The sequence below is a fragment of the Longispora urticae genome, assembly GCF_053902585.1.
This window is the reverse complement of the sequence record NZ_JAQZSH010000023.1, coordinates 1-19,316: the sequence shown is the minus strand read 5'-3', so window position 1 is coordinate 19,316 and position 19,316 is coordinate 1. Positions and strand designations below refer to the sequence as shown.

18 protein-coding genes are annotated in these 19,316 nt (G+C 74.8%); 8 read left to right on the top strand and 10 right to left on the bottom strand.

Annotated elements, in window-relative coordinates; translation table 11 throughout:
- Positions 1 to 147: 147 nt before the first annotated feature.
- Positions 148 to 1,263 carry a hypothetical protein gene (locus tag PT931_RS14110; protein ID WP_456246190.1) on the top strand — a complete coding sequence of 372 codons (1,116 nt, stop codon included), beginning with the start codon at positions 148 to 150 and terminating at the stop codon, positions 1,261 to 1,263.
- Positions 1,264 to 1,342: 79 nt separating this feature from the next.
- Here the strand turns inward: PT931_RS14110 and PT931_RS14105 are convergent, their stop codons facing one another.
- Positions 1,343 to 2,539, bottom strand: a complete 1,197-nt coding sequence (locus tag PT931_RS14105; protein ID WP_456246189.1) for a cytochrome P450 — start codon at positions 2,537 to 2,539, stop codon at positions 1,343 to 1,345.
- Between the two features lie 48 nt (positions 2,540 to 2,587).
- Here PT931_RS14105 and PT931_RS14100 point away from each other — a divergent pair, with 48 nt between their 5' ends.
- A complete protein-coding gene (locus PT931_RS14100; RefSeq protein WP_456246188.1) occupies positions 2,588 to 3,061 on the top strand; it encodes a MerR family transcriptional regulator in 474 nt (157 codons plus the stop codon).
- On the opposite strand, the gene PT931_RS14095 is transcribed toward PT931_RS14100, so the two are convergent.
- From PT931_RS14095 to PT931_RS14085, 3 genes are all read right to left on the bottom strand, one after another.
- On the bottom strand, positions 3,005 to 3,175 hold the full coding sequence (locus PT931_RS14095; RefSeq protein WP_456246187.1) for a hypothetical protein: 171 nt from the start codon (positions 3,173 to 3,175) through the stop codon (positions 3,005 to 3,007). The genes PT931_RS14100 and PT931_RS14095 overlap by 57 nt on opposite strands.
- Before the next feature lie 10 nt (positions 3,176 to 3,185).
- Positions 3,186 to 4,130, bottom strand: coding sequence for a zinc-binding dehydrogenase (locus tag PT931_RS14090; RefSeq protein ID WP_456246186.1), 945 nt, complete (start codon positions 4,128 to 4,130; stop codon positions 3,186 to 3,188).
- Positions 4,131 to 4,256: 126 nt separating this feature from the next.
- The gene (locus PT931_RS14085) at positions 4,257 to 4,829 is read right to left on the bottom strand and encodes a hypothetical protein (protein ID WP_456246185.1); all 573 of its coding nucleotides are present in this window, start codon (positions 4,827 to 4,829) and stop codon (positions 4,257 to 4,259) included.
- A 181-nt stretch (positions 4,830 to 5,010) separates the two neighbouring features.
- Between PT931_RS14085 and PT931_RS14080 the strand changes: the two genes are divergently transcribed.
- Positions 5,011 to 7,782 carry an ATP-binding protein gene (locus PT931_RS14080; RefSeq protein WP_456246184.1) on the top strand — a complete coding sequence of 924 codons (2,772 nt, stop codon included), beginning with the start codon at positions 5,011 to 5,013 and terminating at the stop codon, positions 7,780 to 7,782.
- Between the two features lie 12 nt (positions 7,783 to 7,794).
- Here PT931_RS14080 and PT931_RS14075 read toward each other — a convergent pair whose 3' ends face one another.
- Positions 7,795 to 7,971 carry a hypothetical protein gene (locus PT931_RS14075; protein WP_456246183.1) on the bottom strand — a complete coding sequence of 59 codons (177 nt, stop codon included), beginning with the start codon at positions 7,969 to 7,971 and terminating at the stop codon, positions 7,795 to 7,797.
- A 217-nt stretch (positions 7,972 to 8,188) separates the two neighbouring features.
- Between PT931_RS14075 and PT931_RS14070 the strand changes: the two genes are divergently transcribed.
- Positions 8,189 to 9,004 carry a hypothetical protein gene (locus tag PT931_RS14070; protein WP_456246182.1) on the top strand — a complete coding sequence of 272 codons (816 nt, stop codon included), beginning with the start codon at positions 8,189 to 8,191 and terminating at the stop codon, positions 9,002 to 9,004.
- On the opposite strand, the gene PT931_RS14065 is transcribed toward PT931_RS14070, so the two are convergent.
- On the bottom strand, positions 8,997 to 10,214 hold the full coding sequence (locus tag PT931_RS14065; RefSeq protein WP_456246181.1) for a M64 family metallopeptidase: 1,218 nt from the start codon (positions 10,212 to 10,214) through the stop codon (positions 8,997 to 8,999). The genes PT931_RS14070 and PT931_RS14065 overlap by 8 nt on opposite strands.
- Positions 10,215 to 10,302: 88 nt before the next feature.
- On the opposite strand from PT931_RS14065, the gene PT931_RS14060 reads away from it, so the two are divergent.
- Positions 10,303 to 11,208 (top strand): LysR family transcriptional regulator, encoded by a 906-nt coding sequence (locus tag PT931_RS14060; RefSeq protein WP_456246180.1) that lies wholly within the window; start codon positions 10,303 to 10,305, stop codon positions 11,206 to 11,208.
- Positions 11,209 to 11,327: 119 nt separating this feature from the next.
- Positions 11,328 to 13,193, top strand: coding sequence for a hypothetical protein (locus tag PT931_RS14055; RefSeq protein ID WP_456246179.1), 1,866 nt, complete (start codon positions 11,328 to 11,330; stop codon positions 13,191 to 13,193).
- A 138-nt stretch (positions 13,194 to 13,331) separates the two neighbouring features.
- Here the strand turns inward: PT931_RS14055 and PT931_RS14050 are convergent, their stop codons facing one another.
- Positions 13,332 to 13,781: a MarR family winged helix-turn-helix transcriptional regulator gene (locus PT931_RS14050; RefSeq protein WP_456246178.1), complete on the bottom strand. Its 450-nt coding sequence runs from the start codon at positions 13,779 to 13,781 to the stop codon at positions 13,332 to 13,334.
- Between the two features lie 56 nt (positions 13,782 to 13,837).
- On the opposite strand from PT931_RS14050, the gene PT931_RS14045 reads away from it, so the two are divergent.
- The gene (locus PT931_RS14045; RefSeq protein WP_456246177.1) at positions 13,838 to 14,599 is read left to right on the top strand and encodes a hypothetical protein; all 762 of its coding nucleotides are present in this window, start codon (positions 13,838 to 13,840) and stop codon (positions 14,597 to 14,599) included.
- Between the two features lie 45 nt (positions 14,600 to 14,644).
- A complete protein-coding gene (locus tag PT931_RS14040; RefSeq protein ID WP_363723851.1) occupies positions 14,645 to 14,821 on the top strand; it encodes a YegP family protein in 177 nt (58 codons plus the stop codon).
- 47 nt (positions 14,822 to 14,868) lie between these two features.
- Here PT931_RS14040 and PT931_RS14035 read toward each other — a convergent pair whose 3' ends face one another.
- From PT931_RS14035 to PT931_RS14025, 3 genes are all read right to left on the bottom strand, one after another.
- On the bottom strand, positions 14,869 to 17,763 hold the full coding sequence (locus PT931_RS14035; protein ID WP_456246176.1) for an AAA family ATPase: 2,895 nt from the start codon (positions 17,761 to 17,763) through the stop codon (positions 14,869 to 14,871).
- 94 nt (positions 17,764 to 17,857) lie between these two features.
- Positions 17,858 to 18,085, bottom strand: a complete 228-nt coding sequence (locus PT931_RS14030) for a hypothetical protein (protein WP_456246175.1) — start codon at positions 18,083 to 18,085, stop codon at positions 17,858 to 17,860.
- Between the two features lie 24 nt (positions 18,086 to 18,109).
- Positions 18,110 to 19,316: lanthionine synthetase LanC family protein (locus PT931_RS14025; RefSeq protein WP_456246174.1), on the bottom strand; the 1,207-nt coding region annotated here is incomplete at its 5' end.

The window sequence follows — 19,316 nt, the reverse complement described above, 5'->3', positions numbered from 1 at the left end:
GGGAGCCGGATCGGCGCGGACTGCCGGAGCGCTGAGCGCGGCCCCTCCGGAATGGGACGGTTCTGAGACGGCCGACCCCGTGCGCGCCGCCTAGTGTCCTCCTGCATGGAGCGTCCGCCGGGTCGGCGGGGACACGGGGGAGCACGGATGGCACGCGGTGGACGGCTGTTCTCGGTGGCGGCGCTGATGGCCGCACTTCTGGTCGCCGACAGCGACAACGGGGAGCGGTCCGACGAAACCCGCGAACTCCGCCAGGCCCGCGACCGGGCCTCCCGGGTGGCGGTCTGGGACGCGGCCCACGTGTACACGACATTCCTGGCCTGCGATGAGGGCCGGTGCGCGTTCACCCTCGCCGCCACCGGGGACGGGGGCCGGACCTGGGCGCGGCGTCCGCTGCCGTTGGACACCGTCGGCGCGGACGGGCCGGACCGGCGTGCGACGAACTTCCGGCTGTCCGTGCTCGGCCCGGCGATCCTGCGCCTGTGGTGGCCGGCCGCGCAGCCCGGTCCCGCCTGGTGGAGCACCGACGCGGGCGCGACCTGGCAGGCGGCGCCCGCCGGGTTGCCCACGGTGCGGTCGGTGCCGCCGGGCTGGGTGCCGCTCGAACGCCGGGCGGAGTCACCCCGGATCGGCGCGGAGGTCCCCGCGCTCCCGCTGGGTGACCCGGCCACGGGCGCCACCGCGCTGTTGCCGGTCCGTTCGCTCAGTCCGACCGTGTCGCCGGCCGGCGCCTACGACCGGTGGCTGTGGCTGTCGGGCAGCAGGAAGTACCCGAATCTGCTGCTCGTGAGCGACGACCGGGGCGCGTCCACCCGGGTGGTCGTGCCGTGGACGGACGGTCCGGACATCTGCCCGGCGGCGGCGGTGGCCCCCGACGGGACCGTGTACGCGGTCGCCACCCGGACGCCCCAGGGCGAGCCGCTGCTGGCCCGGAGCGCCGACGGCGGTCGGAGCTGGGAGTCGCTCGCCCCGACGGGCCTGGGCTTCGGCCGGGAGCTGTTCGCGGTGGCGACGCCGCCGGACGGCACGCTGGTGGTGGCGAGCGAGTACCTGTACGACCAGCGGTTCCATGTCAGCCGGGACGGCGGCCGGACGTTCACGGCGCTTCCGGTGCGGGACTTCCCCCGGGACGCGTTCGGGTTCGTGCCGCTGCCCGGCGGGGGCTACGCGTCGACAGACGTGCTCGACGAGTTCGGCCTCGACTCTCTGGCGGTCTCCGACGATCTGCGGACCTGGCGCACCCTCAGGCCTCCGACGCGCTGACCCCGGCCCCGTCCGACCCGACGCGACGGCGGGCGGCCGAACCTCCCCGGCTGCCCGCGCCCCGCCCCCGCCGAGCCGGTCACCCGTCGAACCGCACCACCATCCTCTGCGGCCCCCGCAGGTTGATGTTCTCCTTGTACTCCAGCTCGACCACCTCCGCCGAGCCCAACCGCCCCGCGAGCGTCCCCACCGCGACGGCCGCCTCCAGCCGCGCCAGCCCGGCCCCGAGGCAGAAGTGCGCGCCGGCCGCGAACGACAGGTGCTGGGCGGCGTTCGGTCGGCGGATGTCGAAGACGTCCGGGTCGGCGAACACGGCCGGGTCGCGGTTCGCGGCGGCGAGCAGCAGGGCGACCGTCGCGCCGTCGGGGACCTCGACGTCGCCGATCCGGTAGGGCTCGCCGAGGACCTGCCGGCTGGTGAACTGCACGGCCGGGTCGTACCGCAGCGACTCCTCCACGGCCCCGTCGATCAGCGTGGGGTCGGCCCGCAGCAGGGCGAGCTGTGCCGGATTGCGGACCAGGGCGAGGACGGCGTTGGCGATCAGGTTCGTGGTCGTCTCGTGCCCGGCGACGAGCAGCAGCGTGGTGGTGACGATCAGTTCGGGGGTACTGAGCTGGTCGCCGCCCTCCTCGGCCCGGATCAGGTGCGAGAGCAGGTCGGTGCCGTCCCGGCCGCGCCGCGCGGCGATCAGCTCGGCGAAGTACGCGGCGAACTCGTGCCGGGCGGCCAGCGCGTCGGCGAACACCTCGGGCTCGACGGACCGGAACTCGGCGTCCAGTCCCCGGGCGAGCCGGTTGGACCAGTCGGCGAACAGCGCGTGGTCGGACCCGGGGACGCCGAGCAGCTCGCTGATCACCCGTACCGGCAACGGGTGGGACAGGCCCGCGACCACCTCGAACCCGGCCGGGTCGGCGGCCGCGACCAGCTCCCCGGTCAGGGCGGTGATCCGGGGCCGGAGCCGGGCGACGACCCGGGGCGTGAACGCCTTGGAGACCAGGCCGCGCAGCCGGGTGTGGTCCGGCGGGTCGAGGAACAGGAACGAGGTCGGCAGCCCGGTGGTGTCGTCGGAGACCTGCCGGGCCCGGGTGCGCGCGCTGCTCAGCACGGGGTCGCGCAGCAGCCGGTGGCAGTCGGCGTGCCCGGCCACGACGACGAGCTGGTCGTCGAGCGCCGTGAACGGCGTGGCCCCGCGCAGCGCCGCGAACAGCGGGTAGGGGTCGCGGCGCACGGCGGGGTCGGCGAGAACCTTGAGATCGAGGTTGTCGAGTGTGCTCATGTGCCTCAGGCTGGGACTTGAACCATGGTTCAAGTCAATGGGGGAGCGATGACGGAGTTGATGACGATCGGGGAGCTCTCCGCCGCCACCGGAGTGCCCGACTCGACGATCCGGTTCTGGGAGCGCCGCGACCTGATCGTGCCGACCACCCGGCAGGGCGGGCAGCGCCGGTACACCCCCGACGACGTGCAGCGGGTCGCCGTGCTGCGGCTGTGCCAGGCGGCCGGGTTCACCCTCGCGGAGATCGGCCGGATGAAGCGGGAGCGGCACGACGAGCCGTTCGAGTGGCGGCGGCTGGTGACGGACAAGCTCGCGGACGTGCAGCGCCGGCTCACGGAGCTCGACCACGCCCGCGACCTGCTGCACCACGCGCTGCGGTGCGGGCACGAGAACATCCTGCACTGCCCCGGCTTCCAGGCGGCGGTGCGCGACGGCGGGACGAGTCCCTGGTACGACGAGGAGCCGTCAGAGGATGATGTCCAGCAGTTCGACCAGGGTGTCGATCCGGTGTCTGGCCTGTGAGAAGTCCTGTGCCCGGGTGCCGATGTCGGCCAGGGCGCGTTCCCCGGCCCTGTAGTACCAGAGTTCGGTGTCGACGAGAACGCCGTCGTGATCGAGGAGGAGGTACTTTTTCACCCTCCCGACCCTAGATCTCCAGCAGCGTCTTCCCGACCGTGGCCCGTGCTCCCATCGCGGCGTGCGCGTCGGCCGCCTTCTCCAACGGGAACCGCTGCCCGATCACCGGCCGCAGCCGCCCGGCCGCCGCCTCGCCGAGCGCGTCGAGGGTGAACGCCCGCAGCTCCGCCGGGGTGCCCAGCGAGCCGGCGTGCACGGTCACGCCCCGCCCGGAGGCCTCCGCCGCCGGAATGTCGGTCCACGCCCCGCTGGCCAGCCCGTAGGTGAACATCCGCCCGCCCCTGCCGAGCAGCCCGAACGCCGCCCGGCCGATCTCGCCGCCGACCCCGTCGAAGACGACGTCCACCGCGCCGGCCGCGTCGGTCCAGCCGGGCGCCGTGTAGTCCACGACCGTCTCGGCGCCCAGGTCGCGGGCCACCTGGGCCTTGCGCGGGCCGCCGACCGCCGCGACGACCGTGGCCCCTGCTGCCCGGGCCAGCTGGACGAGCAGGGTGCCGACCCCGCCGGCCGCCGCCTCGACCAGGACCCGCTCCCCGGGGCGCAGGCCCGCGGCCCGGACCAGGGCCGTCGCGGTCCGCCCGTCGGCGAGCAGCGCCACGGCCGTGTCCAGCGGGACCTCGTCGGGCACCGGGACGAGCTGTGCGGCGTCGACGGTGGCCCGTTCGGCGTACCCGCCGGAGCCGCCGAGGCTGGTCACCACCCGCGTGCCGACCAGCCCCGGGTCGACGCCGGCGCCCACGGCCGCGACGAGTCCGCCGACCCCGTTGCCCGGGATCATCGGCAGCACGGGCCGGTAGGGCCCCGCCCCGGTCGCCCGGAACTGGGTCTCCACGAAGGTGATGTTCGCGAACGCCACCTCGACCAGCACCTGTCCGGGACCGGGCACCGGTTCGGGCGCGTCCCCCGCGACCAGCACCTCGGGCCCGCCGAACTCCCGCAACCACACCGCGCGCATGTTTCGTCCTCTCGACGTTCCCCGCCTGTTCCGGGGCCCAGTCAACAGGCTCAACCACACTTGAGGTCAACCCCGGAACCCCACCACCTCGACGGGTACGCGTCCCGCGCGGCACGGGCGCGGCGGTCACGCGGTGGGCGACCCGTGGTGGAACCGCGCGTCCGCCAGGCGGGACAGTCCCGCCTGGATCAGCCGGTCGGCGGCCGCCGCGAACCCGTCGGCGAGGGGGTGCCCGGCCAGGTCCCCGGCCGCCGCGTGGAACTGGGCCGCCGCCGTCAGCAGGTCCCCGGCCGGCAGTTCGTCCCGGCCGAGCCGGCTGTCCGGCCACCAGCGGAACGTCCCCGGCGCGGGCCACGGCAGCGACCACTGCGGGGTCGCCCCGCAGAACGCGGCCACGAACTGGTCGAGGTCGCTCCGCGCGGACCGGACGGCCGTCGCGACGTCGGCGTCCCCGGCGGACTCGGCGAGCCGGAGCTGGGTGACCGCGCGGTCCACGACGGCCCGGGTCACGAGCCGCGCCCAGTCCGGCTGCGGGGCCGGGCCCTGCCTGGCTGGCTGCGGGTTCTCCCAGACCAGGACCCAGACGCCCCGGACGGGGTCCCATTCGGGGGTGGGCCAGGTACCGTAGCCGGCCGGGGTGGCCACGGCCTCGATGAGGTCCACGAACGCGGACCGGGTCAGTGCGATGGTGTCGGACATGTCGTACCCCCGGAATGGTGTGCCATTGTCGTTCTCCGAAGTGTCCGGCCGTCCCGGAACCGGTTGACGGATCCTGACAGAACTGGCCGGGTGCGCCCTCCGGCGCGTGGCCGGGACGGTAACGCGCTGGACAGCGGGGCCGGCGGGGGCGAGCCTGGAGGGGTTCGCGAGGGAGGTCGCCATGGGGGCGCTGCCGCAGTCGACGCTGCCGGACGGTCCGGTCCGGACCCTGTTCGACCGGCTGCACGCGCTGCACCACCGGGCCGGCTGGCCGAGCCTGCGGGACATGGCCCGCGAGGTGGGGTGCAGCCACACGACGATCTCGGTGGCGATGTCCGGTACCCGGGTGCCCCGGTGGGGGCTGCTCGAACTGATCGTGGAGACCCTGGCCGGGGACCCGGAGGAGTTCCGCGCCCTGTGGCTGGCCGCGACCCGCTCCGAACACTCCGGGCGGCGCGCGGGCCGGGCGGGTGACGGGAAGCCAGCGACAGTGCAGCCGGGGGGCGCCGACGGGGCGGAACTTCCGACTGGTGCGGCCCCGCCGCGCACGGGGACGCCGCGCCAGCCCGACGGGCCGGACGGTTCGCCCGGGGCCACGCCGGGCGACTCCGGCCACGATGCGCCGACCGGGACCGTTCCCGTGCCCCGGGACCTGCCCGCCGATGTCGCCGGGTTCACCGGTCGGTCCGACCAGCTCGCGGCCCTCGACCTGCTGCTCGCCGCGTCCCGGGTGGGCACCCCGACCGTGCTGGTCGCGGCCGTGTCCGGCACCGCGGGCGTCGGGAAGACCGCGCTGGCCGTGCACTGGGCGCACCGGGTCGCCGACCAGTTCCCCGACGGCCAGATCTACATCGACCTGCGCGGGTACGACCACGACCGCCCCGTGACCCCGGCCGAGGCGCTCGCCGCGTTCCTCCGCGAACTGGGCTGCGGGGACGCGGCGGTCCCGCACACGGTGGCCGAACGCGCGGCCCGGTACCGGACCCTGCTCGCCGGGCGGCGGGTCCTCGTCGTGCTGGACAACGCGCACTCGTCGGACCAGGTGCGCGACCTGCTGCCCGGTACCCCCGAATGTGTGGTTGTGGTGACCAGCCGGGACCGGCTGCCGGCCCTCGTGGCCCGGCACGGCGCGGTCCGGGTGGACCTGGACCTGCTGACGGCGGCCGAGGCGGGCACCCTGCTGCGGATCCTGATCGGACCGCTGGTCGCGGCGGAACCGGAGCAGGCCGCCGAGCTGGTCCGTAGCTGCGCCCGGTTGCCGCTGGCGCTGCGGATCGCCGCCGAGCTGGCCGCCTCCCGGCCGGCGTCGACGCTCGCCGAACTGGTCGAGGAGCTGTCCGACGAACGCGACCGGCTCGACCTGCTCGCGGCCGGCGACGACGGGCACACCGCCGTGCGCGCCGTGTTCTCCTGGTCCTACCGGCACCTCGACCCGGACGTGGCCCGCGCGTTCCGACTGCTCGGCACGCATCCCGGCGGCGACGTGGACCTCGACGCGGTGGCCGCGCTCACCGGCGTGGACCGGGCGGCGGCCCGCCGGCTGCTCGACCCGCTGGCCCGCGCGCACCTGGTGGAGCCGACCACCGGCCGCCGGTTCGGCATGCACGACCTGCTCCGGGTGTACGCGGCCGAACTCGCCGCCGCCGAGCGCGAAGGGGCCCTGACCCGCCTGTTCGACCACTACCTGACGGCCACCCGACGCGCGACGGCCGCCCTCGTCCCCGGCGGGTCCTCCGACCCGGCCGTCACTCCGGGACCCCTGTCGCCCGCCGCCGCCCGCGCCTGGCTCGACGCCGAGCTGCCCAACCTGCTCGCCTCGGCCGCCACCCCCGGCTGGCCCGCCCACACCCTCGGCCTGGCCACGGCCCTGTCCGCCCACCTGGACGCCCGCTCCCGCTACCCCGACGCCCTCACCCTGCACGCCCTCGCCCGCGACGCGGCCCGGACCAGCCGCGACCGGCCCGCCGAGGCCGCCGCCCTGGCCCAGCTCGGGGCGGTGCACCGCCGGCTCGGCGACTACCCGGAGGCCCTCGCGCACCTCGACGCGGCCCGCGCGGCGTACCGGGACCTCGGCGACCGGCCGGGCGAGGGCCGCGCCCTGCACGGCGCCGGCGTCGTCTACTGGCGACTGGGCCGCTACCCGCAGGCCCTGGAACACCTGGGCGAGGCCCTGGTCCGGTACCGGGAGGCCGGTGACCGGGTCGGCGAGGGCAGCGTGCTCGGCAACCTCGGCATCGTGCACCGCCGGCTCGGCGACCACGCGGCGGCCATCGCGCACTACTCCCGCTCGCTCGCCGTGCACCGGGCGGCGGGGGACCGGCGGCGGGAGGCCGGGGTGCTCGGCAACCTGGGCATCGTGTACCTGCGGGTCGGCCGGAGCTCCGAGGCGCTGGACAACCACCTGCGCGCCCTGGAGATCTGCCGCGACCTCGGGTACCGCACCGGGGAGGGCATCGCCCTGGCCAACGTGGGCGAGGCCTACCGGTTCCTGGGCCGGTACGCCGACGCCGTCGACCACAACGAGCGGGCGCTGGCCCTGTGCCGCGAGGTCGGCTACCGCGCCGGCGAGGGCAACTGCCTGCACCACCTGGGTGTGGCGCACCACCGGGCGGGGCGGTCCGGGGTGGCCCTCGACCTGCTGCGGCAGGCGGTGGCGGTGGCCCGGGAACTGGGTGAGGCCGACCTGGAGGCCGCCGCGCTGAACGACCTCGGCGCGGCCCTCGCCGACCCCGGAGCCCCGGGAGGTGACCCGGACGCGGCCGGGGAGGCGCACCGGAGCGCCCTGACCCTCGCCGACCGGACCGGCGACCGCTACGAACGCGCCCGGGCCCTCGCCGCCCTCGGCGCCCTCGCGGCGGACCCGGCCGAGCGCCGCTGCCTCCGGGCCGAGGCGCACGCCCTCTTCGAGGCCCTGGAGGTCCCCGAAGCGAGGTTGGAAAGAGACCTGAGCTGACAAAAGGGTCTCTTAGGGGGTACTGCCGTCCCGCGGGTCCGGCCGGTCGCCCAGGATCATCGGCTCGGCCTCCTCGACGCCGTCCTCCCCCGCCTTGCGCGCGGCGTCCGTACCCGTCAGATCCTCCTCGCGGTAGAGTTCGTCGGTGCCGACGCCGGGTTCCGGCTCGCGGTGCTCGGGACTGGTCATCTCTTCCTCCAACGGCTCGTCGATTCCCCTGGTAGTGCCCTGGACGGCCGCCGCCGAAACACTCCCGGCCACCATGGGGACACGTCGGCCCCGCCCGGTTCCGGGGCGGCGTTCTGCTGGATTTCCGACACCTCGCACGCGGAGTCCACTTCGGACATGCTCTGATGGTCCCGGCCTGTCCCTCGGGGGGAGGGGCGCGACTCAGGAGGTGCGCGGCGTGGCGCGTGACGGTGACCCGGCGGACGGCACGACCCGGGACCCCGACGAGACAGGCCCCGGCGAGGCTTCCGCGGCGGACGAACCCACCGAACCCCCGCCCGTCCCGGTCCGCCGCAGCGTCCTCGACGACGACGAGGACGACGAGGACGAGGAGGAGCCCGGGCAGGTCACCGAGGCCGGTACCCGGAAACTGTCCGCCGGGGCCAGCACCGCCCTCGCCCTGGTCGGCGCGGGCCTCCTCGCGGCGTTCATCTACCCACCGTGGCCGGCCCCCGCGACGGAGCCCGACCGGCCGGCCTCCGCCCCGATCACCCCGAGCCGCACCGCCGCGACGGGGGCGCGTCCGGTCCCGCCGTGCGACCGGACGCTGGACAAGCTGGGCGACGTCTTCGTCCGGGCCAAGACGAACCCGACCGCCGCCCCGGTGGCCGACGGCGCGCCGTTCGCGGACTGCACGATGCGCGGCACCCTGGCCATCGCGGGCAACCCGTCGGGCACGCTGCGGGTCACGTACGGGCGGTCGTCCGGGATCGCGGGGCTGACGGCCGAGCAGCGGGCCCGGGACGCGGTGGACGCGCAGGCCGTGTCGTCGTGCGTGGAGGAGCCGGCCCCGGTGCCGGGGTTCCCGTACGCGCTCCGGTGCGGCGACGACGCGCCCCGGGTGCACGAACTGGTGCTGATCGCCGACGGGGACATCTACCTGTCGGTGGAGGTCACCGTGCGCTCGGTGGTCGCGGACAAGGCCGGGGTGCGCAAGAACCTCGCCGCCGCCGCGGGCGCGGCGGCGGCGAAGGTGCACGCCCAGGTCAGGTAGTGACCTGCCAGGTGACGGTCGCGGTCAGGAACTTGCGCAGCTCCGGGTCGCGGACCCAGTCGGTCGGGTCGGCGACCGTGGCGGTGACGGTGTGCGTGCCCCGGGCGAGGCCCCGCACGCTGAGCGCGGTGCTGCCCGCGCCGAGGGCCTCGACGGACCCGCCGTCCACGGTCCACGTCACCTTCGCGTTGCCGACCGGCGTGACCCACAGGTCGGGGCCGGCGGGCGACTGGGCCTGGATGACGCCGTTCTCGCGGTAGAACGCGGCGACCATGGCCTCCCTGCCGGGCAGGTTGAACTGCCGGCCCAGCGACCGCATGATCGAGTTGTCGGTGGGCCGGTTGATGCACCGGGTGTAGTACCGCCCGCCGACGTACGCGCCGACCGTGCCGCCGTCCGGGGACGCCTGGCCGAGCCAACGCCACCACTTCTTCTGCTGGGACTGCATCTGCGCGACGGTCAGCTTGGACACGTTGGACTCGGACGGCTCGGCGTACGGGTAGCAGTCGCCGCTGCCGTAGGTGTACTCGTCGGCCAGCCCGCCGACGGAGTGCCCGAGTTCGTGGATCGCGATCTGGCCGGCCTGCGCGTTGCCGCCCGAGGCCGTGGCCACGCCGCCGCCGGCCCCGCCGTACTTGGTGCTGTTGCCCAGGGCGAGCACCTGGTCGACGTCGCGGGCCGAGCGCGCGTACTGGTTGGCCTTGGTCTGGTTCACGCACAGCAGCCGCTCGGTGCCGCCGCACCAGAAGCCCATGTCCATGGCCGTGCTCTTCTGCACCCCGTTGGTGGGGTCGTTGTCCACGCCCGACTGGGTGGACACGACGTTGACCTGCCACACGTTGAACTGGGTCCGGTGGCTCTTGAACGGCTCGAACGCGGCGATCTCCGCCCACTTCGACTTCACGTGCTGGGTGTAGAGGTCCATCTGCGCGCTGGTGTAGCCGTCGCCGACGAACACGAGGTCGAACCGGCTCTCGCTGGGGCCGTTGACCTCGACGGGCACGACGGTGGCGGCCGCCACGGCCAGTGACGGGGCGGACTGTTCGACCCTGGGCACCCGGATCGTGGTCCGGCTGATCGTGCCGTCCGGGCTGAAGACCTCGCGGGTTTCGAGCCGGGTGCCGGAGGAGGGTGCCGCGAGTGCCGGCTGACTGCCGACGGCGAGAGCCAGCAGGGTGGTACTGAGGAGCAGAGCCGCGACGCGTCTCATGAGGGGCCTCCTTGAGGGGTGAAGGTTGACCTACTATGGACCCCTCTCGCGCTGTGCGCCCATCCCAGATATCCATAAGCTTCACGGTATGGATCTCGAGCTCCGTCACCTTCGGGCGCTGTGCGCCATCAGCGAGGCCGGCAGCCTGACCCGGGCGGCGGCCGTCCTCGGCACCACCCAGCCGGCCCTGTCCGCCCAGTTGCAGCGGATCGAACGCCTCCTCGGCGGCCCCGTGTTCGCCCGGGGCCGGTCCGGCTGCACGGTCACCGCCTACGGGGAGTACGTGCTGGTCAGGGCGCGTTCGATCCTCGCGGACACCGACCGGCTGCGGCACGGCCCGGCGGGGTTCGGCCGGCGCGCGGTGCGGCTCGGGGGCGTGTCCGGGCCGATCCTCGTCGGGCTCGCCGACCGGCTCGGCGCGGCGCTGTCCGGGGTGGAGGTCGAACTGCACGCGGAGTACTCGCCCCGGCTGCTCGTCGACCTCGTCGGCATGGGCCGGCTCGACCTGGCCGCCGTCGTCGACTACCCCGGGTACGAGCTCCAGCCCACCCCGGGCGTCGACTGGCGGATCGTGGCCGACGAGCCGGTGCACGTGGCCCTCGGCGCGGACCACCCCCTGGCCGCCCGCCCCGAACTGGCCCTGGCCGACCTGGGCGCGGAGCCCTGGGTGCTGTCGCCCCCGGACGGGGCCGGCTGGCCGGAGTACTTCCACCACGTGTGCCACGGGCTCGGCTTCACGCCCCGGGTACCGCACGAGATCGGGGCGATGCGCCCCCTCCAGGAACTGCTCGCCCGGGGCCTGGCCCTCTCGCCCTGCCAGGCCACGTTCGAGCCGGTCGCCGGGGTGGTGGTCCGGCCGCTCGCGGGGGAGCCGCTGCGGATGCGGCACCTGGTCGCGTGGAACCGGCACGGCCCGCTCGCCGAACACGCCGAACAGCTGCCCCGCTGGGCCGCCGAGGTGTACGCGGCCAGCCTGCGCCGCCTGGCCCGCTGACCCCGGTACCCGGAAATATGGGGTGTTCCGGGACGGCTCCCGGGGAATGGCCGAAGTGGCGATGGCCCCCGACGCCCCGTCCTACCACGATGGACTGTCAGTGGACGGGAGGGGGCGACATGGGCAACGGGGACATCATCCGGGCGATCGAGGACGCTTTCGGGGCGGACCCGACGGCGGTGGTGAACCTCGTCGGCCCCCTGGGTGGCGGCAAGACCACCCTCCTGGCGGACCTGGCCGGGCCCGTCGTGGTCGACGGCGTGGACACCGCCGAGGCGGGGGAGGCGCTCGCCGGCCGGGCTGGGCCGCTGGTCGTGGCCGGCCGGATCCCGCTGCGGTCCCTGCCCGGCTGGTCGGCCGCCGGGGCCCTGGTCACGATCGACGTGCCGGCCTGGTCCGAGGAGGACGTCACCCGGCTCGCCGCCACCCACCACGTCCACCCCGGGCCCGGGCTCGACCTGGTCCGCCAGCTGTCCGGCGGCGTACCCCTCCTCGTGGTGTCCCTGTGTCGGGCGCTGCACGCCGGAGCGCCGGCCGAGGTGCCGGGCGCCGTGGCCGACCACGCCGTCGCCGCGGTCCTCGACCGCCTCGGGTCGGAGACAGGGGTCGCGGGTGCCGGCGTCGACCCCGCCGCCCCCGGCGTCGCGGCTCCCGGACCCGCCGATCGCCGGTCCGCCGCACCGACTGCCGTCCCCGGGACCGCGCTGGCCGTGCTCGCCGCCGTCGGCGAGGCCGACGCAGACCTGGTCCGCCAGCTCACCGACACCCCCTTCGACGCCCTGGACCGGCTGAGCGCGACCGTGCGCACCGAGGGCGGCCTCGCCGTGGCCGAGCCGTTCCGGACCCTGCTCGACGAGGCGTTCCGGTGGCGGGAACCCGTCGCCCACCAGGTCGCCCTGACCCGCGCGACGGGCCACGCCCGGCACCTCCTGGAGACCACCCGGGACACCGGCAGCCGCCACCGCCTGGTCTTCCGGTCCTGGTTCCTCACCGGCGACCGGGTGGTCCGGGACAACCTGTTCCCGGCGGGCGCCCCGCGCGCCGTGGTCGAGCCGGCCACCGCCGCCGATTTCGACGACATCGAACGCCTGGTGCACCGGTGGGCCCGGCGCGGCAGCCTCGACCTCCGGTCCACCGGACGGATCCTCGACGGCTGGCTGCGGTCGATCCCCGAGGGCTTCCTGGTGGCGCGCACGCCCGACGGCCGGGCGGTCGGGGTCGCCAACGTGCCGCCGATCACCGAACGCTCGATCGCCAGCATGGAACCCGTCCTGCAACAGCACACCGAGACCGTCACCCGGACCGGGGAGCTCCCCGCCGACGGCCGGGGCGTGTTCGTGGGGCTGGCGTTCTGCGAGGACCGGGAACCGCAGGTGCACGCCCTGCTGCTCCGGGCGATCCTCCGGCCGGCGTTCGCGCACGGCGGGGTCGTGGTGTCCACGATGTGGCCCGAGTACCAGCAGCTCGTCCGCCGGCTCGGCTTCGCGTACCGGGGCGCCGCCGCCGACGACGTGTACGGCTGCGGCCGGCCCTGCGAGGTCTACACCCACAGCTTCGCCCCCGACCGCGTCGCCGGCTGGCTCGACGACCTCGTCTCCCGGGGCGTACCCACCCCCCTCGGCGGGGACGTCGCCCGGCTGCGCCGCCACCTGCGCGCCGCCCTCGAGGGCCTGCACGACCCGGTGGCCCTGGCCCGCAGCCCGCTGCTCGCGGCCACCGGCTCGACCACCGCCGAGGCGCTGCACGACTGGCTCCGGGCGGCGGTCACCGCCCTGACCTGCGCGGACGACCGGCTGGACGCGGAGGCCGGCCGAACCCTGGAGGCGTGTTACGGCCGGGCCGGGGCCGTCCGGCACGACCGGGTCGCGCAGCGGTTGCACCACAGCCGGGCGACCCACTTCCGCCGGCTGGACCGGGGGTTGACGCTGCTGGCGACGCGGTTGCTGTTCGCCCCGGCGGCCGGTGGGCCGGTGTCCCGCCCGTAGCCACCGGCCCGGACGCCGGGCGTGGTCGTGGCCCGGTGCGAACCGTGACCGGGGGCCGGGGACGCTCGCGGACGGCGGTCGGCACGGGTCGGTGTGGGGCGGCGGTCAACAGCCGTCGGCGCCGTCCGGCACCACCGGTCAGTGCCGGACGGTCCGGTAGCCCGGGTGCACGCCCGCTGTCAGCCCGTGGTGTTCCGCGAGCCGGCCGAGCAACACCGCGAGCTGTTCGCGCTCGGCCGGGTCCAGCGGCGCGGTGATGTCCGCGTCGTGCGCCCGGCCGACCCCGCCGATCCGCCGCAGGGTGCCCGTGCCGTGCTCCGTGACGTGCAGCGCGGACAGCCGGCGGTCGGCCGGGTTCTGCCGGCGCTCGATCAGCTCCCGGCCCTCCAGATCGTCCAGGAACGCGACCAGCCGGCTCGGCGGCATCCCCAGGTGCCGGGCCAGCTCCTGCTGGCTCATGCCCGGGGTGGCGGCGATGGCCCGGAGCATGCCGGTCAGGGGCGGGGTCAGGCCCAGCTCGCCGATGCGTTCGGCGAACCGCCCGGCCGCGAACGCGCCGAGCTGGGCCAGCAGGAAGGCGGACGTCACCCGAAAAGGTTACCATCCAGAAATCGTTACATGATATAAACGATTACATGAGCGACATGACCAGACCCCTCCGGCGGTACTGGACCGACGGCCGCCCGATCGAGCGGCTCTGCTACCTGGTCGGCGCGGCCCTCATGCTCGCGGGCGCGCTGCACGTCCTCGTGCACCTCCTCGACGACCGGCCGTGGGAGGGCCCGCTGTCCTGGCGCAAGCCGACCACGTTCGGCCTGTCCTTCGGCCTCACCCTGATCAGCACCGCGTGGGTGGCCACCATGCTCCCGCTCGGCGAGCGCGCCCGACGCCGGATCCTCGGCGCGCTCACCGTCGCCTGCGTCGTGGAGGTGACCCTGGTGTCCCTCCAGGCCTGGCGGCACGTGCCCTCGCACTTCAACGTGGAGACCCCGCTGAACACGGTCGTCTCGCAGACCCTCGCGGTGGGCGGCGCCGTCCTGGTCGCGATCTTCGGCACCCTGACCGTCGTGTCGTTCCGGCCCCACCCGGCGGTGTCGCGGTCCACCCGCCTCGCGGTCCGGGTCGGACTGGTCCTGCTGATGGCCGCCCTCGGCATCGGCGCCGCGATGATCGTCCGGGGCGTCACGGCGGTCTACGCGGGGAACCCGCAGCTGGCGTACACGACGGCGGGTGGCCTCAGGCCCGCGCACGCGATCACCATGCACGCCGTGCTCATGCTGCCCGCCCTCGTCTGGCTGCTGTCGGGCACGCGGTGGCGCGAGTCCGTCCGGCACCGGCTCGTGACGGTCGCCTCCGCCGGGTACCTCGTCGCCAGTTTCGCCGTGCTCCTCGCAGTACTCGCGTAAAGTGAGGTTTTCGTAGGGTTGTTACGGTTTGTCGGGGGTGTCGTGGTGGCTGGCAAGTTCGAGGTGTACGAGGACAAGGCGGGCAAGTACCGGTTCCGGCTCAAGGCCGGCAACGGGGAGATCATCGCGGTCGGCGAGGCCTACGAGACCAAGGCCAGCGCGTTGAAGGGCGTCGAGTCCGTCAAGAACAACGCGGCGGGCGCGGCGGTCGTCGAACTCTAGACCGGCGTGACGGAAGGCCCCGCCGCGCGCGGGGCCCTCCGCACCTCTCAGGCCAGGAGCTGGCGGGCGAAGCCGCTGAGGGCCGCCCGGTCCGGATGCCCCGTCTTGGCCAGCAGACTCGCGACGTGCTTCTCGACGGTCCGCGGCGAGATGTACAACCTCTTCGCGATCCCCTGGTTGCCGGGATGGTCGGCGAGCAGCTCGAACACCTCGTACTCCCGCACCGTCACCCCGCACGCCCGCAGCTCCGCCGGGATCTGGTCCCGCCCGGCCCGGCGCTGCACGGCACTCGCCCCGGCCCGCCGCAGCAGCGCCCGGCAGGCACTGGCCACCGCCGGCACCTCGGCCGTGTGGAAGTACTCCTCCGCCGCCCGCAGCCACACCGCCGGCTCGCCCCAGCCGTCCACGATGGCCGCCTCCGCGACGAGCCGCCGACCCAGGTGCGCGGCCATCGGGAACACCGCCGCCGCCTCCACGGCCTCCTCGAACGCCGCGACGGCCTCCTCGGGTCGCCCGGACCGGCCGTGCAGGATCGCCCGCGCGAACAACACGAACTGCTGGTTCCACCGCAGCGTGGACGTCGGAGCCCCGGTGACCTCGTCGTGCGCCTCCCAGCCGGCCCGCCCGCCGGCCACCTCGACGAGCAACCGCAGCCCGTACCGCCCGGTCAGGTAGAACACCGTCGGGTTCTCGCTCTCCCACGCCCGGGCCGCGTCCAACTCGTCCCGGGCGAGTCCGGGGTCCTCCTCCAGTAGCGCGCAGACCGCCCGGCACAACCCCAACACCAGGGCGCGTTGGGGCGAGATCCCGTTCTCGTGCTGCGCGAGTTCGGTGAGTCCGCGGTCCATCGCCTTGCGCTGCCCCTGGTGGGCGGCGAGAACGGACTTGGCGAACAACACGGTCTGCAGTTCCCCGAGGTTCTGCATCCGGGCGGTCGACTTCTCACTGCGTTCCAGGACGTCGGCGGCCGCCGCGTAGTCGCCCCGCATCACATAGGGCAGCCCCAGGTTCACCTCGCTGGACAGTCCCAGGACGATCGAACCCAGCTGCTGGGCCGCCTCCCGCGCCTGGAGGAGGCGGGAGAGTTCGCCGGTCCGCATGAACTCGTTGACCCCGAGCCTCAGCAGCGCGTCGATGCGCCAGGCGGGCAGCTGGTACTTCTCGGCCACGGTGACGATGCGTTCCAGCCACACGTCGGCCGCCTCGTACCCGTTGGCGCGGGCCAGCCCCGACAGCAGCTGCCACGCCTGGCAGGCGACCTCCGGCAGCGGCACCCGCTCTGCCACCTCCGCCGCCCGGCGGGCCAACCGGTCGGCCACCGCGATCCGGTCGTCCCGGTCGCCGGGGCTGATGAACACCAGCCGGGCCTCCACGATGTCCAACTGGGCGACGTGCTCGGGCGCGGCGTCCTCGCCGAGGAGCCGGCGGGCCGTCGCCACCTGGCCGACGGCCTCGTCGAGGCGTTGCGCCATGATGGCCGCCCAGGCGAGCTTGCTGTGCAGGCCGGCGCGCTGTTCGATGCCGGCGGGGTCACCGCCGACGACGGGGAGTCGGTCGGCCGTCTCCAGCGCGCGGTCGAGCAGACCTGTCGCGGCGAGCGCGTAGACCAGGGACTCCTGGGTCTCGGTGCCGGTGTCCAGCGCGAACGCGCGGTCCAGGAGCGCCAGGGCCGAGGTGCCCGACCCCGCCGCGAGCGCGCGCCGACCGGAGTCGGCCAGCAGCCGGGCGGCATCGGCGTGCTGTCCCGCGACGAGCCGCATCTCCGCGACGAGTGGCGTCCAGTCGTCCTCGCCCGGCGACCGTTCCAGGGCGTCGGCCGTCAGCCGGGCGATGGTCGCCCGCTCGGTGGGCAGCAACTCGGCGAGGAGGGCGTCGGCGGTCAGGGCGTGCCGGAACGCGTACCAGTCCGAGGCGGCACCGTCCGGAACGATCAGCTGGGCGTCCGTGGCGGCCCGCAGCTGACCGAGCAGCACCCGGTGTTCCAGGCCGGCGACCTTCTCCAGCACGGACAGCGGGAAACGGTGCCCCAGCACCGCGGCGATGTGCAGCAGGTCCCTGGCCTGGGCTCCGAGCCGGTCCACCCGGTCGGCCACGCTCCGGACCACGGTGCTCGGGATGCGCGCGTCCAGGGAGCCGTCCAGCTGCCAGTCCTGGCCGTGCCGGCGCAGCGCGCCCGACGTGACCATCGCGGCCAGGAGTTCCTCGATGACGAACGGGTTGCCGTCCGCGTCGCGGGCCAGCCGGTCCAGGACGGGATCCGGCACCCGTGCCGGTGCCGTGTCCAGGCAGGCTGCCGCCATGAGCTGCACCTGGGCGGGAGTCAGTGGCGCGGGTTGCAGCGCGGTCGCGGCGCGGCGCTGCACAGCCGCCTGCGCGAGGGTGAACCCGGCACTGGGCTGGGGGCGGACGGTGCTCACGAGCAGGACCGGCAACTGGGCCAGATTGTCCACGAGATAGTCCACGACGGCGAGGCTCTCCGGGTCGGCGTCGTGCAGGTCCTCCAGAGCCAGCAGGCAGCCGCGGTTCTCGCCGATCGAGCCCAGCAGGCGGAGCAACGCCTCGGCCACCTCGAACAGGCTGTGCTGGTGGGGTGGGGCGGCCGGCTCGCGCCACTGCGGAATGAACGAGGAGAGTGCGGCCCGGTAGGGCACCAGTTCCGGGTGTGAGGGGGGCTCGCTGTTGCGTAGCCAGGAGGCCAGCGCCTCCTTGAGCGGGCGCAGCGGCATCGCCGTCCCCGTCGTGGCACCTCGGCCACGAAGAACGGCCATGCCGGAACCGAAGGCGCGGAAGGTGGCCTCGTTCACCAGCCGGGTCTTGCCCAGACCCGCGTCGCCGATCAGGAAGATGGCCTGTCCGACGCCCAGGGCAGCCTTCTGAAGGCCGGTGGTCAGATGCGTGAACTCGCGGTCACGCCCCACGACCACCGGCGAACTGATCTGCATGTCCGCAGGCTACCCAGCTTGGGCGACTTTTGCCGGCTCGTGAACGGTGCGATCACCCGACACGCACCGCACGAGGTCGGACTTGCGGTGGTTGTTACCAGTCCCACCACTCGTCGTCGCCGGAGTCCGCGATATCACGGCAGCAGTTTCCGAGGGAGAGCGTGAACGGGTTCTGCTCGGAGGAGGCCTTGCCCGCCAGGATGCGGGCGCGCAGCCCGGCCGGCGGAGCGTCGTCCAGCGTGATCGTCCCCGCTGGGTGATCCGTCCCCGTGACCCGGGACAATGGGTCTTTCCAGGAGCGGATCAGCTCGGCGTTGAGCATGGCAGTGCCTTTCTGGGACCCCGTTCACCTCGGCCGGAGGAGCGACGCGGACGGGACCTTGTCAGCGAAGCCGAGGCGAAGTACACCATGCCCGATTCCGGCGAGTCCCGCCAGTAGCCCCGGCGTGGCAATCCCTTCAGGGGTACCGCATCGCGGGCCGGAACGGTCCAAAGACGCCAGAAGTGCCCCGGCGCGGCGGACCCGCAACGCCGCCGCCCACGGGTGCCCCAGGTCCGCCGCGGCGGCCAGCAGTTCGAGAATCCCCAGCTCACCGTGGCACAGGCTGTGGTTGGGCAGCGGGCCGTAGTCGGCGACGGCGGCCACCGCCCGGCGGACCGTGGCCCGAAGTGTCGGATCCTCGACCGTTGCGAGGGCCTCCGCGGCGGCGATGCCGAGCCCGGTGATCCCGTGGCAGTGCGACGGGTCCGGCGGCGGGGCGCCGTCCTCGGGGAACGCGTCCATGGCGGTGCGCAGAGCCGCGAGCCCCGCCTCTTCGTACCCGACGCCGCCGCCGGCCGCCGCGTACCGCAGCAGCGCCCAGCCGATCCCGGTCGTGCCGGCCGCGAACCCGCCCTCCGTCGGCACCCGCTGGGCAAGCAGCCAGTCCGCGCAGATCCCGGCCGTCTTCCACGCCGCGTCGGACCCGGTGATCCGGTGCACGGCGACCATCGCCGCGAGCCCGCCGGCCACGCCCGTGTACACCCCCGGGTCGATCCCGTCGGCGACGGCGCTCGCGGTCAGGTGCACGGCCTGGTCCGCCCAGCCGAGCAGTTCGGGGTCGTCGAGGAGGGTGGCCAGCCGGCTCAGCGCGTACGCCATGCCGCCGAAGCCGGCGAACCCGCCCGGCCCGATCAGCGCCGCGTGCCGCGGGTGCTCGCCGAGCGCGCCGAGGATCGCCGGCAGCGGGCGGACGGCCTGCCGGGCGAGTTCGGCGTACCGCTCGGTGCGGGTCAGGGTGGCGAGTTCGGCGAGGAACAGGGCGGGGCCGCAGTACCCGCTGGCCAGGCCCGCGCCGAGCGGCTGGATCTCCCAGTGCAGCCCGTCGAGCGGCTCCAGGCCGAGCCAGTTCGTCCGGCCGTCCCCCTGGTACGCCGTCCCCACCAGCTGGTCGGCGACCCGGCGCGCGGCGGCGAGCAGCCGGTCGGGGTCCGGGGTGGCCGACGGCGCCTGGTCCAGGGTCGCCGGGCCCACGGCGTGTTCGGGGCGCGCGCCCCGGGTCAGCCTCGCCGCC